The 15,164-nt window shown below is 68.9% G+C and carries 20 protein-coding genes; 6 read left to right on the top strand and 14 right to left on the bottom strand.

Going from position 1 to position 15,164, the window contains the following annotated elements:
* Positions 1–15: 15 nt before the first annotated feature.
* Both MUG95_RS06165 and MUG95_RS06160 read left to right on the top strand, forming a co-directional pair.
* A complete protein-coding gene (locus MUG95_RS06165; RefSeq protein ID WP_247010199.1) occupies positions 16–1,104 on the top strand; it encodes a putative sulfate/molybdate transporter in 1,089 nt (362 codons plus the stop codon).
* A 129-nt stretch (positions 1,105–1,233) separates the two neighbouring features.
* Entirely contained in the window at positions 1,234–1,710 is a 477-nt protein-coding gene (locus MUG95_RS06160) for a DUF7384 family protein (protein ID WP_247010198.1), read from the top strand.
* 179 nt (positions 1,711–1,889) lie between these two features.
* On the opposite strand, the gene MUG95_RS06155 is transcribed toward MUG95_RS06160, so the two are convergent.
* The 10 genes from MUG95_RS06155 to MUG95_RS06110 are packed head-to-tail and all read right to left on the bottom strand — an operon-like array spanning position 1,890 to position 8,081.
* A complete protein-coding gene (locus MUG95_RS06155; protein WP_247010197.1) occupies positions 1,890–2,543 on the bottom strand; it encodes a non-canonical purine NTP pyrophosphatase in 654 nt (217 codons plus the stop codon).
* A gap of 37 nt (positions 2,544–2,580) precedes the next feature.
* Positions 2,581–2,850, bottom strand: a complete 270-nt coding sequence (locus MUG95_RS06150) for a DUF5808 domain-containing protein (protein ID WP_247010196.1) — start codon at positions 2,848–2,850, stop codon at positions 2,581–2,583.
* Between the two features lie 42 nt (positions 2,851–2,892).
* Positions 2,893–4,539 (bottom strand): bifunctional N(6)-L-threonylcarbamoyladenine synthase/serine/threonine protein kinase, encoded by a 1,647-nt coding sequence (locus MUG95_RS06145; protein ID WP_247010195.1) that lies wholly within the window; start codon positions 4,537–4,539, stop codon positions 2,893–2,895.
* Between the two features lie 48 nt (positions 4,540–4,587).
* Positions 4,588–4,722 carry a 30S ribosomal protein S27ae gene (locus tag MUG95_RS06140; RefSeq protein ID WP_247010194.1) on the bottom strand — a complete coding sequence of 45 codons (135 nt, stop codon included), beginning with the start codon at positions 4,720–4,722 and terminating at the stop codon, positions 4,588–4,590.
* Positions 4,723–5,040 (bottom strand): 30S ribosomal protein S24e, encoded by a 318-nt coding sequence (locus MUG95_RS06135; protein ID WP_247010193.1) that lies wholly within the window; start codon positions 5,038–5,040, stop codon positions 4,723–4,725. It abuts the gene before it with no gap.
* Between the two features lie 50 nt (positions 5,041–5,090).
* Positions 5,091–5,699, bottom strand: a complete 609-nt coding sequence (locus MUG95_RS06130) for a GTP-dependent dephospho-CoA kinase family protein (RefSeq protein WP_247010192.1) — start codon at positions 5,697–5,699, stop codon at positions 5,091–5,093.
* Between the two features lie 4 nt (positions 5,700–5,703).
* Positions 5,704–5,901, bottom strand: a complete 198-nt coding sequence (gene spt4 / locus MUG95_RS06125; RefSeq protein ID WP_247010191.1) for a transcription elongation factor subunit Spt4 — start codon at positions 5,899–5,901, stop codon at positions 5,704–5,706.
* Between the two features lie 2 nt (positions 5,902–5,903).
* Entirely contained in the window at positions 5,904–6,473 is a 570-nt protein-coding gene (locus MUG95_RS06120; RefSeq protein WP_247010190.1) for a DNA-directed RNA polymerase, read from the bottom strand.
* Position 6,474: 1 nt separating this feature from the next.
* On the bottom strand, positions 6,475–6,852 hold the full coding sequence (locus tag MUG95_RS06115) for a type II toxin-antitoxin system VapC family toxin (RefSeq protein WP_247010189.1): 378 nt from the start codon (positions 6,850–6,852) through the stop codon (positions 6,475–6,477).
* The gene (locus MUG95_RS06110) at positions 6,849–8,081 is read right to left on the bottom strand and encodes a translation initiation factor IF-2 subunit gamma (RefSeq protein ID WP_247010188.1); all 1,233 of its coding nucleotides are present in this window, start codon (positions 8,079–8,081) and stop codon (positions 6,849–6,851) included. The genes MUG95_RS06115 and MUG95_RS06110 overlap by 4 nt, the downstream gene beginning before the upstream one ends.
* 122 nt (positions 8,082–8,203) lie before the next feature.
* Here MUG95_RS06110 and MUG95_RS06105 point away from each other — a divergent pair, with 122 nt between their 5' ends.
* Genes MUG95_RS06105 through MUG95_RS06090 form a run of 4 tightly spaced genes read left to right on the top strand, consistent with a single transcriptional unit; the run spans position 8,204 to position 10,627 of the window.
* Complete coding sequence (locus MUG95_RS06105) at positions 8,204–8,887, top strand: haloacid dehalogenase type II (protein ID WP_247010187.1); 684 nt, start codon at positions 8,204–8,206, stop codon at positions 8,885–8,887.
* Positions 8,888–8,928: 41 nt separating this feature from the next.
* A complete protein-coding gene (locus MUG95_RS06100; protein WP_247010186.1) occupies positions 8,929–9,246 on the top strand; it encodes a hypothetical protein in 318 nt (105 codons plus the stop codon).
* A 46-nt stretch (positions 9,247–9,292) separates the two neighbouring features.
* Positions 9,293–10,261, top strand: a complete 969-nt coding sequence (locus MUG95_RS06095; RefSeq protein ID WP_247010185.1) for a DUF5787 family protein — start codon at positions 9,293–9,295, stop codon at positions 10,259–10,261.
* Positions 10,262–10,291: 30 nt separating this feature from the next.
* Complete coding sequence (locus MUG95_RS06090; RefSeq protein ID WP_247010184.1) at positions 10,292–10,627, top strand: hypothetical protein; 336 nt, start codon at positions 10,292–10,294, stop codon at positions 10,625–10,627.
* On the opposite strand, the gene MUG95_RS06085 is transcribed toward MUG95_RS06090, so the two are convergent.
* From MUG95_RS06085 to MUG95_RS06070, 4 genes are all read right to left on the bottom strand, one after another.
* The gene (locus MUG95_RS06085) at positions 10,624–11,487 is read right to left on the bottom strand and encodes an EamA family transporter (protein ID WP_247010183.1); all 864 of its coding nucleotides are present in this window, start codon (positions 11,485–11,487) and stop codon (positions 10,624–10,626) included. The two genes, MUG95_RS06090 and MUG95_RS06085, sit on opposite strands and share 4 nt — an antisense overlap.
* 43 nt (positions 11,488–11,530) lie before the next feature.
* Positions 11,531–12,823, bottom strand: coding sequence for a twin-arginine translocation signal domain-containing protein (locus tag MUG95_RS06080; protein ID WP_247010182.1), 1,293 nt, complete (start codon positions 12,821–12,823; stop codon positions 11,531–11,533).
* 53 nt (positions 12,824–12,876) lie between these two features.
* Positions 12,877–13,752 (bottom strand): MBL fold metallo-hydrolase, encoded by an 876-nt coding sequence (locus MUG95_RS06075; RefSeq protein WP_247010181.1) that lies wholly within the window; start codon positions 13,750–13,752, stop codon positions 12,877–12,879.
* 66 nt (positions 13,753–13,818) lie between these two features.
* The gene (locus MUG95_RS06070) at positions 13,819–15,162 is read right to left on the bottom strand and encodes an ATP-binding protein (protein ID WP_247010180.1); all 1,344 of its coding nucleotides are present in this window, start codon (positions 15,160–15,162) and stop codon (positions 13,819–13,821) included.
* Between the last annotated feature and the right edge of the window lie 2 nt (positions 15,163–15,164).

Here is a 15,164-nt window from a genome sequence, read left to right as displayed (position 1 = left end):
CCTGTATCGTTCGATGTGGCCGTCTCGAACTACCTACCGCCGTCTCGGGCGTTCGAACTCCGATACGGCGAACTCACCGGCGCGCTAGGGGATTCGATTACGGTCCTCCCCATCGTCGTCGCGCTCGGCGTGTTGACGCCCGCCTCGCTCTCCCACGTCCTCCTGCTGTTCGCGCTCTTTCAAATCGTCTGGGGCGTCGGCTACGGCCTCCCGATGTCGGTCGAACCCATGAAGGCACTCGCGGGGCTGGCCATCGCCGGCACGCTCGGATACGGCGAGTTCCTCGCTGCCGGCCTCCTCGCCGGGGCTGTCCTGTTGGCCGTCGGCCTCACCGGCACGCTCGGGCGCGTCGAACGCGCCGTGGGTCGCCCAGTCGTCCGCGGCGTCCAGTTGGCCGTTGCCCTCCTGTTGCTGGAGACTGGGGTTGGCCTCGCGGCCGGCACCCCCTTGATGGCGGCACTCGGTGCCGTCGTCGCCCTCGTGGCCGCCGCCGCGGGCTACCGACGCAGCGTCGCCCTCGCCGTCCTCGCCGCCGGAACCGTCGTGGCACTCACGAGCAGTGGGCTTCCGAGCCTCTCGGTTCCCGCCGTGGCGGTGTTCCCCACCGGCCGCCCCGTCCTCTCCGTCGCCGCGCTCGAAGGGACGGCCGCACAACTCGCGATGACCGTCGGCAACGCCGCCGTCGCCACCTCCTTGCTCCTCTCGGACCTGTTCGACGCCGACGTGTCGACCGACAGCCTCTCGCTCAGCATGGGCGTGATGACGCTCGCGGCCGTCCCGCTGGGTGGCCTCCCGATGTGCCACGGGAGCGGCGGCTTGGCCGGAAAGTACGCCTTCGGCGCGCGAACCGGGACGGCGAACCTCCTGTTGGGTGTGTTGTACGCCGGCGCGGCGGTGGTTGCGACCGTCTGGCTCGCCTTCCCTATGGCGGTGCTCGGCGTCCTCTTGGCCGTCGTCGCCGCCCAGTTGGGCCGTGTCGCCTTCGACACCGACCACCCGTGGGTGGTTGCGGCCATCGGTCTGCTCGCCGTCGTGACCAACGTCGGCGTCGCGTTCCTCGCCGGGACAGCCTACTGGCTGGTCCACACCCGCTGGCTCGCCTGAACGGTGGCTTTTCACGGCTCGCGCTCCGACCGACGGGTATGACGTGGGCCGACCTGTTCGAGCGAGCGAGCGAGTACGAGACGGACCTCGAAACCGTCCGCACGACGCTCGCGGAGCGACGGAGCGACGATGCCTGACGCCCGACCGACCCCGGCGCGGTTCGTCGCCGACGCCGACGTACTCGCCGCCGACCTCCTCGTCGGCGGCCCCGCACGCGAGGCTATCGACCTCGCCCGCGCACACTCGTGGGTCACGCTCGTGGCGAGTGACCCGCTACTGGCCGACGCCGAAGCCGTCGTCGCGACGTGTGCGGACGCCACGCTCGCGGCCGACTGGCGCGAGAAAATCGAGAACCTCCGCGACTCGGTGTCCCATCCCGAGGGCGACCACCCGGCTCTCGCCTCGGCGTACCGCGGCGACGCCGCACACGTCCTCTCGTTCGACGACGCGCTGACGAGCGTCGAAACCGGGGCCTCCCTCCGGGCCTACGCCGACGTGAGCGTCCGCGAACCGCGGGCGTTCGTCTCGCTGTTCGACCCCGAGTCGATGTACGAACTGACAGAGGGCGGCACCTTCCCCGGCCCGGACCGCGACCCACGGGCGTGACGGTTCAGCCGCCGCACTGTCCGGCGGGTTTCAGTCGCTACCGCTCCTGAAACCACGCCCAGACGGTTCGGGGTGCTTCTCGCGCTGCGCGCCCGGACTGCGACTGGTCCGGGACGCCTCGCTACCGCTCGGCGTACTCCCGACAGACTCGCTTCGCTCGTCGTTCGACGTTTCAGTCGCTACCGCTCCTGAAACCACTCCCCGAACTTCGCCAGTGCCCGTCCGCGGTGTGAGACTGCGTTCTTCTCGGCGGGCGTCATCTCCGCGAATGTCCGCCCGTCGTGTTCGAAGATGGGGTCGTAGCCGAACCCGCCGTCGCCGCGGGGCGCGACGAGTTCCCCCGGGACGTACCCCTCGAATATCTTCACCGGGAGGTCGCCCTCGGCCACCTGGTCGTCCGTCGTCGCCGCCGCTCGCTCGTCGACGGTTCGGTCCTGTCCGCGTCGCTCGGGCGTCGCGTCGTCACGGTCGACCGGTTCCGGTGACGCGTCGAACTCGGCACCGTCGCAGTACGCAAGCACCGTCTTGAACGCCGCCGAGCGGTCGTCCTCGTCCGCGACCAGCCGCCAGACGCGCTCGACGCCGACGGTGTCCTCGACGTACGAGGAGTATGGGCCGGGAAATCCGTCGAAGGCGTCGACGAACAGGCCCGCGTCGTCGACGAGGACCGGTTCGCCCGCGTAGCGATACGCCTCCCGCGCGCCGTGGGCCGCGACGGTTCGCAAGTCCTCGGCCTGCACCTCCGTGTAGTCGAAGTCCAACTGCTCGACACCGTCCAGATACTCGCGGGCCTCGCGGACCTTCCCCTCGTTCGTCGTGACGAACCGGAGCATACGCCCGCTGGGGCCGGGCCGGAGAAATGCGCGTCGATTAGTCCACGACGACTTCGACGGGTTCGTCCTCCTCGCGGTCACCGCCCTCGCCGCCGTCGCGCTGTTGCCAGAAGAGGACGGCGGCGACGGCCAGCACGACCCACGACCGCCAGTTGGCGAGGTTCAGCGTGTACCCGATGCCGAAGGGCTTCTCCACGAGCATCCCCTCGTCGGGTCGCCAGTACGACGACAGGAGCCGTCTGACACTCGGTCGCTCGAAGTTGTACGGCACGCCGAAGAGTTCGCCGGACTGCGGCTTGTCTGCCATGCCTGTCCGTTCGACTGGCGGCGTTAAGTCGTTTACCCCGCGTCACTGGTAGCGACCGCGGCCCTCGATGTCCCGCAGGTGGTCGACGACGGCCGGGTCACCCGCCGTCCGGTAGGCGTCCGCGGCGGCGGCGAACAACGCCTCCGCGTCGTCGGCCGTCCCCGCGAGCGACTGGCCGAGGACGTGGAGGTCCATCGCGTAGTCCTCCACGTCGTCGGTGTAGTAGCCGAGGCCGAAGTCGATGAGGTACGTCCGCCCGTCGTCGCCCGCATCCGAACGGCTCACCCGGACGTTCCGGGTCGTCGGGTCGCCGTGGACGAACCCGGCCCCGTGGACGGCGGCGAGGTGTCGTGCGACCGCACGCACGCGGTCCGCGGTCAACTGGTCCCGCAAGTCGGCGTCGCCCACCGTCTCGAAGACCAACCGACCCGCCGCGGGGTCCACGTCCAGAACCACCGGTGTCGGAACGCCGTGGCGGCGCGCGTCGGTCGTCAGCCGTGCCTCCTCCCGCGTCCGCTCGACCCGTAACCGCTCGTCGAGGGTGGGGTGGCGGTACGTCCGCGGGTTGCGTGTCTTGACCACGCGGTTGGCCCCGATTTCGACCGTCGCCTCTGCACCCTGCACCGTCCCGTCGTCGGCAGTCGACGGGTTCGTCGTCTCCCCGCGCCGCCACGTCACGGGCACCTCGTCCGGGCGGAAGTCCGGGTCGACGGCCGACTCCTCGATTGGGATGGTGTCGCCCGCCTCGTACATCGTCGCACCCAGCACCGCTATCATCCCGGCGTTGTCCCGGAGGAAGCGGTCCTCGGGGGCGAAAAACTCCGCCCCGCGCTGGGCACACACCGCTTCGAGCATCTCGCGGAGTCGCTCGTTCTGCCCGACGCCGCCGCCGAGGACGAGTTCGTCGCTCCCGGTCAGCGACAGCGCGCGCTCCGTGACTTCGGTCAGCATGGCGAAGACGTTCTCCTGTAACCCACAGCAAACGTCCTCGACGGGGACGCCGTCGTCGGACGCCTGCTTGGCCGCGCTCATGATACCGGAAAACGAGAAGTCCATCCCCTTGACGACGTACGGGAGTTCGTGGTACTCGCCCTCGGCGGCGGCCGCTTCGACCTTCGGCCCGCCGGGATGGGACCACCCGACGTGGCGCGTGAACTTGTCGAGTGCGTTGCCGACACCGGTGTCCATCGTCTCCCCGAGGACGCGATAGCGGCCGTTCCGGTACGCGAGGACGTGGGCGTTCGCGCCGCTCGCGTTCAAACAGACTGGCGAGGAAAACCCCGAGCGGTGGCGGCCGATTTCCAGATGTGCGACCATGTGGTTGACGCCCACCAGCGGTACGTCGAACCGCTGGGCGAGGGCGCGGGCGGCCGTCCCGACGATGCGCAGACACGGCCCCAGTCCCGGCCCACGCGAGAACGCCACGGCGTCGACTGGCGGGTCGCCGGCCGACAGGTCACGCGTCGGGTCGTCGTCGGCCAGCGACCGGGCGTGAGCGAGTGCCCGCTCGATGACCTGCGGGACGTGTTCGCCCATGTGTTCGGCGGCCTCGCGCGGATGGATGCCGCCGCTCTCCGGTTCGTACGCCTCCGTCTCGATGTGAACGTCGTCGGTGTCGGCGTCGTAGACGGCCGCGCTGGCCGCCCACGCGGTCCCTTCGATGCCGAGGACGCGAAGCGAGGAACTCACGGCTGGTCACACATCGTCACTCGGCCCGGCCCCGCACGGTCCATCGCCCTACTGCCACTCGGTGTAGCCACACCGGCCGCAGTGCTGGCGGTCGCCGTGGTCCGCGAGGAAGGCGTCGCCACAGCGTGGGCACATCTCCTTCTCGGTGGTGCCGTCGTCGTCGTAGAACTCGTGACGGGGCATCTATGCCTCCTCCGCCTCTTCCTCGGCCTCCTCGCCGTCGGCCGTAATCTTGTTGCGTTCGAGCATGTGGTCCTGCTCGACGTCCTGCGCGTGCTCGGGCGTCTCGTAGACCTTCGCGTAGCCGACGGTCTTGCGCATCCCGAACTTCGTGTCGAGTTCGTGGACGACGACCTCTTCGGCCTCCTTGTTGAGTTTGGCGGCGAGACTGTCACGCACGGAGAGTCGGGAGGGCGTGGCGTCCTCGTGGACCATCTCGAAGCGCACGTCGGTCCGGTGTAGCATCGGGTTCTCGGCTTCCTCGACGATATCGATATCCATGATACCTCTACCTCCCTGCGAAGCGAGTAAAAGGATTTCGAAGCCCGCACTCAGTCGGCGAGTCCGAGGAGTCCCCACAGACGGCCGGTGTCCCCGTCCATCCGTGTGAGGAGGTCACGCACCACATCGACCGTCTCCGCGTCACAGGTGACCAATACCATCCCTTCGTCTGGCTGTCCGTAGACGACGCTTGCGGCGTCCGGCGCGGCGACGATAGCGGGGAGTGCCCCCAAGTCCTCCTCGCCGTCCACGACGACGACCGTCGACCCGTCGGCGTCGAGCGCGTCGCGGAGCGCGGTCAACAGGTCGGCCGACAGCGTCGCTGGCGGGTTCGGCACCCGCACCTCGCGGTCGAACACGCCACTGTCGATGGCCTCCTGTACGTGGTCTTCGACCGTCGAGCGTTTGGTGTGGCCGTCGACCAGTGCCACGTCCGGCACCTGCCCGGCGCGCACGAGGTGGTACGTCACGATGTCTCCGACTGCGACGAGCGGGTCGTCGGCGTCGGCCAACAGCGTCTCCGCGTCGGTGTAGAGCGGCCCGAACGGCTCTTTCAGTTCGCCACGGAGGGACTGCTGGAGTGTGACGACGACATCCGCCGACGGCTCTTCGTCGTCGGCCGTGTCCCCCGTGGCCGTCTCGTCTGGTTCGTCGGTCACGGACTCAACGGACCTTCAGTGCGTACTTGCCGGGCTCTTCGACCTGCATCTCCGCGGCAACCTCGCTCTCCTCGGGATGGGTGATGATGACGTAGCCGGCCCAGTCCTCGGTCAGCGACGTCGACCCGCAGGCGACACAGGCTTCCTCCTGTTCGGCGTCCTGCACGCGGTGGCACTCGCGACAGACGAGTCTATCGGCCATCGCTACTCACCCGCCGTCGCCTCGCGCTCTTTGCGCTCCTCGTCGAGCCAGCCGTGCTTGCCGAGGCCGACCTGTTTGGCCGTCAGGCCGATTTTGCTGTCCCGCGGGTTGCGCTCGTCGATGCTCTTGGTGACGATGCGTGCCCGGACGGCGTCGCCCTCCCCGATGGTCTGGTCCGAGTCCCGGGAGGCGAGCATGTTGTTCTCGCCGTCGTAGGCGAGGTACTCGTCGGAAATCTGGCTGACGTGGAGAAGCCCGTCGACCGGACCGATTCCCACGAAGGCACCGAAGTTGACGACTTCGACGATTTCGCCGTCGACGACCTCCTGCATCTGTGGGTCGAAGGTCAGCGCGTCGAACTCGGCTTCGTAGTAGACTCCCGGTCTGTTCGGGAGGACGGCACCGTCGCCGATGTCGTGTACTTCGATGACCGAGACGACGCTCCCCACGTCCTCGTCCATGAGTCCTTCCAACTTGTCCTGCAGCAACTGCTTGACAAGGTCCGGATTCACGTCCGCAAGGTGCTCCGGGGGCACCTCTACCGTATCGCGCAGTGTGACCCGTTTGTACATGTTATGGTTGAGTAACAGCGAGTTTGTTCCGGCCCCTTAAACCAATTACTGGAACGCCCGAGTCGAGCAGGCGGTCACGCAGGGGGCGGTCGTTCGTGACGACACAGTCGGCCTCGTCCTCGCGGGCGAGTTCGAGCAACGCGTCGTCGGCGTACGATTCCTCGTGGTCGACAGTCCGACATCGCTCGGCGAGGTCGCGACCGACGCTCGCGGCCGTCCCCTCCGCACCGTTGCCCTCGGCGAGTTTCTCCAACTCCGCGACGACGGCTTCGGGGACGACTGTCTCGTACGTGCCCAGCAGTCGGTCGAGTTCCTCGAACACGCGCACGTCGGCTTCGACCGGCAGCATCAGCGCGCTCGTGTCCATGGCGACTCTCATCCCCTGAGCGTCCCGACACCGATGAGTCGCCAGCGCGCGCCGACCCGGCGGTTGATGGCGATTGCGGCACCCTCCTCGGCACAGATGGGCCGCTTCAGCGCGACCTCACACTCGCCGCCGCGGGCACTCGTGACCGACCCGACCGTTGTGGCCGTCCCGACAGTGAGCATCAGCGGTTCGCCCGTCGAAATCTCCTCGACTTCCTCCTCGACGTCGCCGACGATGCGTTCCAGCAGGTCCACGTCCATCGTGAACTCCTCGTGGACCGGCGGGAGGGACCCGGAGGGTCCGGCAACCTGTCCGGCCAGCGCGTCGCCCTTCGTCAGCGACGGGTCCAACCCCGTCCCGACGCCGAGCAACCCGCCCGGCGTGGCCGACGCCACGTCCTCGCCACCGGCCTGAAGCGAGCGGACGGTCGTCTCGACCGGCCGCCACTCCGTCTGGCCGCCCTCTTCGACTTCGCGCCCGGGCCGGAGTTCGATGTCGTCGCCCTCGTCGAGCGAGCCCTGCACCAGACTGCCGCCCAGCACGCCGCCCGAGAGCGAGTCCCACGTCGTGCCCGGCCGGTTGATGTCGAAACTCCGTGCGACGAACATCCGTGCGTCGGCGTCGGGGTCTCGTTCGGGCGTGGGAATCTCCTCCTCGATGGCCTGCATCAACAGGTCCATGTTGACGCCCTGCTGGGCGCTGACCGGAACGACGGGCGCGCCCTCGGCGACCGTCCCCGAGACGAACTCCTGTATCTCCTCGTAGTTCTCGGCCGCTCGGTCGCGGTCGACGAGGTCTATCTTGTTCTGTGCGATGACGATGTTGTCGATGCCGATGATGTCCAGTGCCATCAGGTGTTCCTCGGTCTGGGCCTGCGGGACGGGTTCGCTGGCCGAGATGACCAGGACCGCCCCGTCCATGATGGACGCGCCGGAGAGCATCGTTGCCATCAGCGTCTCGTGACCGGGGGCGTCGACGAACGAGACGGTCCGCAGCGGCTCGCTCGGCGTCCCGTCGTCGCACTCCTCCTCGACCGTGTACCGGTCGGGTTCGTCCTCGTCCGGGCACTCCCGGAACGTCGCGTCGGCGTACCCCAGTCTGATGGAGATACCGCGTTTCATCTCCTCTGAGTGCTGGTCCGTCCATTCGCCTGAGAGTGCCTGAACCAGCGTCGTCTTGCCGTGGTCGACGTGGCCGACGAGGCCGATGTTCACCTCCGGTTGTCGGTGTTCGCTTGTCATCTCGGGAGTAATCGTACCGTCTCTTCGCCGCCTGCCGCTGATAAAGTTACTGTTCTCGCCCGCCATCGACCCGCCAACCACCGCCGCGCACCTTCTTGTGACTCCCTCCCGTCCACCCGACTATGCCCTTCGACCCCGAGCGCGTGACCACCGTCACGTTCGACTCCTACAGCACCGTCGTCGACGTCGAAGCCGCGGGCGACGCGCTCACCGACTTCGTGACCGACCCCGAACCCGTCTCGAACCTGTGGCGCGCTCACTCGCTCATGTACACGATGGTCGCCAACCACGTCGACGCCTACCAGCCGTTCTACGAGATGAACCGCGACGCACTCACCCACGCACTGGACGCCCACGGTGTGGACTACACCGAGGCCGAACGCGACGACGTACTCTCGGTCTACATGGAACTCGACGTGTTCCCCGACATCCGCGACGGGATGGAACGGCTGACCGAGGCGGGGTACGACTGCTACATCGTCTCGAACGGCGACCCGCGGATGCTCGACGCGCTGGTCGACCACGCCGACATCGCGGACGTCGTGACCGACACCGTCAGTGCCGACGAGATTGCGACGTTCAAACCCGCCGCCGACCTCTACCGCCACGCCGCGGGCCGGGTCGGGACGCCCATCGAGGAAATCGCCCACGTTACCGCCGGGTGGTTCGACGTGCAGGGGGCCGAACACGCCGGGATGCAGGGCGTCTGGCTGGACCGGAAAGGCGACCCGTGGGTCTCCTTCGGGGACGACCCGTCGCTGACAGCCACGAACCTCCACGAGTTCGCCGACGAACTCGGCGCGTGACCACCCGCAAGACTTCTCACGTCGGCGCGTCGACGGTCCCTATGGTCCCCTTCCCGAACCGAGACAGCGACGGCGACGACCGGACCGCCCCTGACGGCGGCGCGGACCCTGGCTTCGACGAGGCGGCCCTGTTCCCGGTGGTCCGTGCCGCGGTGAAAGACGCGATGCTCGACGTCCTCGGCACCGTCCTCCTCGTGTTCGTCGGTGGCGTCCTCGTCCTCGTGGGCGTCCAACTCGCCTTCGGGGCGCTCGACACGTCGGCCGTGGCCGCCGGCATCGTGCTCGCCGCCTTCGGGACGTACGTCGCCGCGAGCGCCCTCGAACTCGTCCCCTCGGTCGCCGGCGTGTTGGACCGGTAGTCCGAGAGACACGACGCTTTTGCCGGTGTAGCCCCCACGGTCGTCCGTGCGAGAGTTCGCGTTCGAGTTGGCACTGTGTGCCCACCTCGAAGCCGAGCGTGACGCCGTCGTCGCCCGGCAACTCGGGACTGCCCTCCACGGCAGTCGGGTGATGGACGTGGTCGTCGTCGACCCCGGCCCCGGCTTCGACCGCCGGGCCGCCATCACGGCCGAGACTATCCCCGACCCGGCCATCGAGAGCGACGTGGGGCCGGGCGAGGCCCGCTACTGGAAACCGGCCTTCGACATCCACCCGGACCGTGCCGAGTCGGTCGTCGAGCGAGCGGTCGACCTCGGGTTCTTCGAGCGCGAACGCCGCGGCGGCCGCACCTACGTCCGCCAGACGGCACGCTACCCCGAAGACTGGTTCGGCCACCTCCTCGGCGTCGAGAACAAGCCGGACCTCTCCCGGCCCGGCGACCTCCAGCGGCAACTCCGCACCGACGTGTCGCTCGGACTGCTCGACGCCGTGGTGGTCGCCACCGAGTCCTACGTCACGGGCGCGCACCGCAACCGCATCCCCGACGCGGTCGGCATCTGGCGGTTCGACCCAGACAGCGGGGAGCGCGACGTCGTCCGCGAGCCGTCGCCGCTCCCCACCGATGGTCCGGGTATCGAGGTGTGCGAGCAGACGCCGGCTCGAACCGACGTGGAACCGGTCACCGCCGCGGAGATACGCCGCCACCGCCGCCGCGTGGCCGAACGCGCCTACGGCAAGGGCTGGCGGACCTACGACCTCCCGGAGTGTACCGAGGCCCGCGCCGAGTCTCAGTTCGGGAGCGACGGACTGCCCTACTGTGCGTGGAAAGACCGGTTCGTGGACGCTGCCAGCGAGTGTGGGCCGGACTGCCCGGGGTACGACCCGGCCGACCCGCCTGCCGCCGACTTCGCGGCCGCCCGAGACGCGCGCCAACCGTGGGAACGCGACCCCGAGGGCGTCGCTCGGCGGCAGGCGGGACTGGACCGCTTCTCCTGAGTTGAAGTGGCTGGCGCGCCCCGTGTTCGTATGGACAGCACTGCCGCCCGGTGGCCCCTCGCCGCCCTCGTCGCCGCCGTCGGAACTGCCCTCGTGGGGTGGTTCCTCGTCACCGACTTCCTCCTGTTGTCGGCCTTCGCCGTCGCGTGGTTCGCGGCGACGGCCGCCGTGGTCACGCAGTGGGAGACCCTTCCCGTGACCGACGCCGGGAGCCGATGGAGCGCGGCACTCGGGGGCGTGGTGACGTACGTGACGCTGGCACTGTTGCAGGCACTCGAAACGCCCGACCGCGGGTTCGCCGTCGCCCTGACGGTGTTCGGCCTCGCCGTCTTCGCGGCCGCCGCCGGGACGGCGATGGCGCGTTAAACCGCCAGCCACACGCCCACGGCGACGAGTCCGGCCCCGACGAGTCGGCGGCCGACCCCCCGCTCCCCGAACAGTGCCCCGCCAGCCAGCACGGTCAGCACCAGCGAGGCACGCAGGACGACGGTCACCCGCGCCGCCGCCGCAAGCGAGAACGCGGCGAATATCAGGACGCTCCGCAGCGTCGTCGCCGTCCCGAGCGTGAGGAAGCGACCCGTGACCAGTTCCTTCGTCGGCAACGCTCCGTCGCGCCGTGCGAGCACCGCGGCGAAGGCGACGGCCATCCCGAGATAGAGCAGGAACGTGAACAGAAGCGGGGGGACCCGGACGACGGCGAACCGGGCGGCGACCGACCCGACGGCGTACAGCCCCGCCGTCGCGAGAGCCAGCAGCGGCCCCGCGTCCGTGACCCGCGAGAGCGGCGACGACAAACCGTCGTCGGCCAGTATCACGTAGCCGCCGACGGTGGCCGCGACGGCCCCGAACAGGACGCCGGGTGCGAACCCGGCCGACAGCACGAGCGGTTCGAGGCCCGCGACCAGCAGCGGCGTCGACTGCCGGAGCGGCGACACGAGCGAGAGGTCGGCCCGCGAAAGTGCCGTCAGGAAGGCGTACAGTGCGAGGACGTTCGCTCCCACCGTGACGAGGACTGCGACGGCGACGACGGGTGTGACCGACACGGACTCGGTGGCTATCACCCACGCGGCGACGGGCGTGAGGAGGACCGCCCCGAGCACCGACGTGACGTAACTCAGGCGGAGCGTATCCACGTCGCTCGTCAGTCGCTTCTGGAGTGTCTCGTAGCCCGCCTGTACCCCGGCACCGGCCAGCGCGACTAGCACCCACGTCTCGACGCCAAGCACAATCGTCCGGAAGCGGGGACGGAGCGCGCTTGTAACTGTCGGACTACGTGGGCCGGTCGAGCCGCGCCGCCACCTCGTCGACGTGTCGCAGATAGCCAACGCCGAGCCGGTACCGGGCGTAGGCCCGTGCTCGCGGGTGGTCGACCTCGCCGCCGTTGTCCAGTTGCGTGTCGCCGGCCCACAGTAGCCGTCGGCCCTCCCGGAGCAACAAGCCACGGACCGACTGCTCGGGGACGGCGTCGAGGTGGTCCCGGAGCAGGGCGAGGCCGTCGCGTTTCGTCCGCGCGAGCGACGACACCGGCACCGAGTCCTCGAACGGGTCGTCCGGCGCGTCAGCGAGTGCCCGCGCCCGGAGAACCGTCTCGGCGTTCCCGACGGCGCGGTACAGCGGGAGGCCCGTCGAGAGGTCGTCGACGAACTCGACGTTCGCGTTCTGGACGTAGAACATCGCCTGCCAGCGGTACGTCCGGAGCGGCCCCTCGGGGAGGGACTCGATTGCGGCCGAGCGCTCCTCGAACTCGTCGGTCGTGAACGACCGCTCCCGGGCCTCGGTCCAGAGTTCGGACTCGACTGTCTCGACGTGGTCGGTCAGGTCGCGCCACTCGCCGTCGGCCCCGTCGCGGTAGTCGTCGTAGAGCCGTGCGGCGTCGGCCAGCGACCGCCGCGCCTGCATGTGTGACCCCCACGTTCGGACGAACTCGTGGTCGTCGTACTCCACGGTCGGTTCGTCCTGCCCGACGTAGACGCCGGTTCGGTAGGAGTTCAACTGCGCCGAGTGGAGCCACTTCTCGACCCAGTAGAGCCGCGCGAGGTCCGTCGCCGGGTCGGTCACCTCGTAGGTGACGCGCTCGCGCTCGTCGGCCACGTTCGCCTGTATCTCGCGGGCCTGTTCGGCGAGGGACTCGCCCGACGCCTCGTCCACCGCGAGGCGCGTGCCGCCGATGGCTTCGCCCGCGAACTGCGCGCCGATTCGGGACGAGAACAGCACCTCCCAGCCGGATTCGCCCGGGATGTCGTCGAGGTAGTCCCGGGCGCTGTCGATTGACCGCTCGGGGTTCGCCAGGCCGGGCAGGCGCTCGACGGCCGCCTGCTGGTCCTCGACGCGGCTCCACTCCGACTCGGCGCGGTCCACGAGGGACTGCAAGGCCTCGTGCGCGGACGCTTCGTGGCCGTCGGTCACGGGCGGCCGCGCCGACACCTCCGGTACCGGACGGACCGACAGTCGTGCCTGTGCAACCGACGCGGGGAGGTACTTCGCGGGGAGGAGGCCGAGACCACCGGCCACGCCGACGGCGGCACCGCCGGCGAGGAGGCGGCGTCTGCTGATGGAGGGCATCGCTCGATGCTGACAGCCCTCACGTCAAAACCCTTGTGTCGCCGCCCCGCCGGTCACAACTCGAACCGCTCGCCGTCGACGGCCATGTCGTCGGCGAACGCCGCGTCGGCCGGGATGAAGTGGGCCAGATGGACGATTCGCGTCTCGTCGGCGTCGAGGTCCGCCCCCAACGCCCGCGCGCCCTCGACCGTCATGTGTTTGGTCCCGAAGGTGCGGGGCACGCCGTCCGGGTCCTCGTGGCGGCCACCGAGCGGGTGGTGTTCACAGAGGTCGGCCGTGACGATGCCGTCCGCGAGCAGGAGGTCCGGGTCCGCCAGCACGTCCCGTGAGTCCTCGGGAATCCCGTAGCTCGTATCGCCCGAAAGCGAGAGTTTCGCACCGGTTTCGGGGTCTTCGATGGCGAGGCCGTAACAGACCAGCGGCGGGTGTTCGACGGGGACGAGCGTCACCTCGAAGCCACACGTCTCGAAGGACTCGAAGGGGGACTCGGCCGAAACTGTCACTGCGTCGAGGTAGTCGTAGCGTCGCCGGACCGTCTCGGCGACGCTCTCGTCGGTTTGGGGGTCGGTCTCGTCGGCGGCGTAGACCGGGAAGTCGGCGAGCAGGCGGTAGGCGTTGCCCAACCCGTCGAGGTGGTCGAAGTGGATGTGGCTGACGACGGCGGCGTCGGGGAGGGCCACGTCTCGGTGGAGGAACTGGTGGCGGAAGTCCGGGCTGGCGTCGACGAGCAGTGCCTCGCCGGTACGTTCGTTGTGGACGTGCACCGAGAAGCGCGTGCGCTCGATACCGCCGGACGGGTCGACGCCCCTGCCGCGGATACGCTCGCGGAGCGCGTCGTCGGGACTCCGCGCTCGCTCGCAGGTGTCACAGGAACAACCCGGCGTCGGCGTTCCGGTCGTGTCGCCCGTCCCCAACAGCGTGACTTCCATCAGGTCGGGGAAGGAACCGAGACGGCCTAAAGGTCGTGCTTCCCGCGAACCTGACACGACGCGGTGTCAGTCGTGGCTGTGGTCGTGCGCGTCGCCGCCGTCCGTCGTGTCCTCGCCGGGCGTCCCCCCGGCGACCAACGCGTCGGCGTCCCCGTCTATCATGTCGAGGTTCTTCAGGTTGTCTCGCTCCTCGAAGTCGGCGACGGCGTCCTCCATGTCCTGTTGGGTCAGCGTCGTGCGCTCCTCGGTCAGTGCGTCGAGGACGGCCTCCCGGAGGACGAGGCGGAGGTCGCTGCCCGTCAGTCCCTCGGTAATCTCCGCGAGCGTGTCGGGGTCGAAGTCAACGATGTCCATCTCGCGGGTGACCACTCGGAGGATGTCGGCACGCATCCCCGTGTCCGGTTTGGGGAAGTTGACGATTTCGTCGAAGCGTCGCCACGCCGCCGCGTCCAGTTGGTCGGGGTGGTTGGTCGCGCCGATGAGGAGGACCTCGTCGTCGATGAGGCTGATTTCGTCGATGCTCTTCAGCAGGGTGTTGACCGCGCGCTTGATGGCGGCGTGTTCGTCCGACGAGCGCGTCTTCGCCACGAAGTCGAACTCGTCCATGAAGAAGATACAGGGGGCGAGTCGGCGGGCCACCTCGAAGGACTTCTCGACGTTCTTGGCCGTCTCGCCGAGATATTGACTGGTTATCATCGACAGTTTCACCTCGACGAACGGGAGGTCCAACTCGTGGGCCAGTGCCCGCGCCACGCTCGTCTTCCCGGTGCCCGGCGGGCCGACGAACAGGAGTTTCCCGATTTCACGGAGGCCGATGTCCGCGAGATAGTCGCGGTGTTCGATGGCCTTGACGATTTTGTAAATCTCGCCCTCTTGATCCGAGGTCAACACGAGGTCGTCCATCCGCATGTCGACCTCCTCCGGGGCGCGGATGTCCACGAGGTCCAGCATCTCGTCCTCCTCGTCGTCGTCGAAGTACTCGTCGAGCAGGCTGTCTATCCAGGCACGGTCGGCACGGGCCGGGCGGTTCTCCTCCCGGGCTTGCTCGTACTCGACGCCGAACTCCTCGCCGTAGGCGGCGGCCAGCACCGGGTTTGCGCGGAGACGCTCGGCGTCGGCCCGGTCGAGGAACCACTCCTCGGCCATGTCGCGGTCGGTGAACGTGATGTCGCCCGAGAAGTCGTCGCGGTCGGTGAACATCAACCCGGAGACGGCGTCCCACGGGCGTTCGACGCCGGTCGCTTCGGTGGCGGTGGTGTTCGTCGTCGACAGCGGCCGTTCGATGCGGCCGTCGCTCCAGAACACCCCGCGATAGCTCGGCGGCAGGTCGTCCTCGTCCAGTTCACGGTCCCCGTTGTAGACTGCCGTGGTGAGCAGGAACTCGACGATATCAAGCTCCGGGTTACTCATTC

The sequence above is a fragment of the Halorientalis litorea genome, assembly GCF_023028225.1.
GTDB lineage: Archaea > Halobacteriota > Halobacteria > Halobacteriales > Haloarculaceae > Halorientalis > Halorientalis litorea.
Note: the sequence above shows the minus strand (reverse complement) of the source record. Positions and strands in the feature narration are given on the sequence as shown.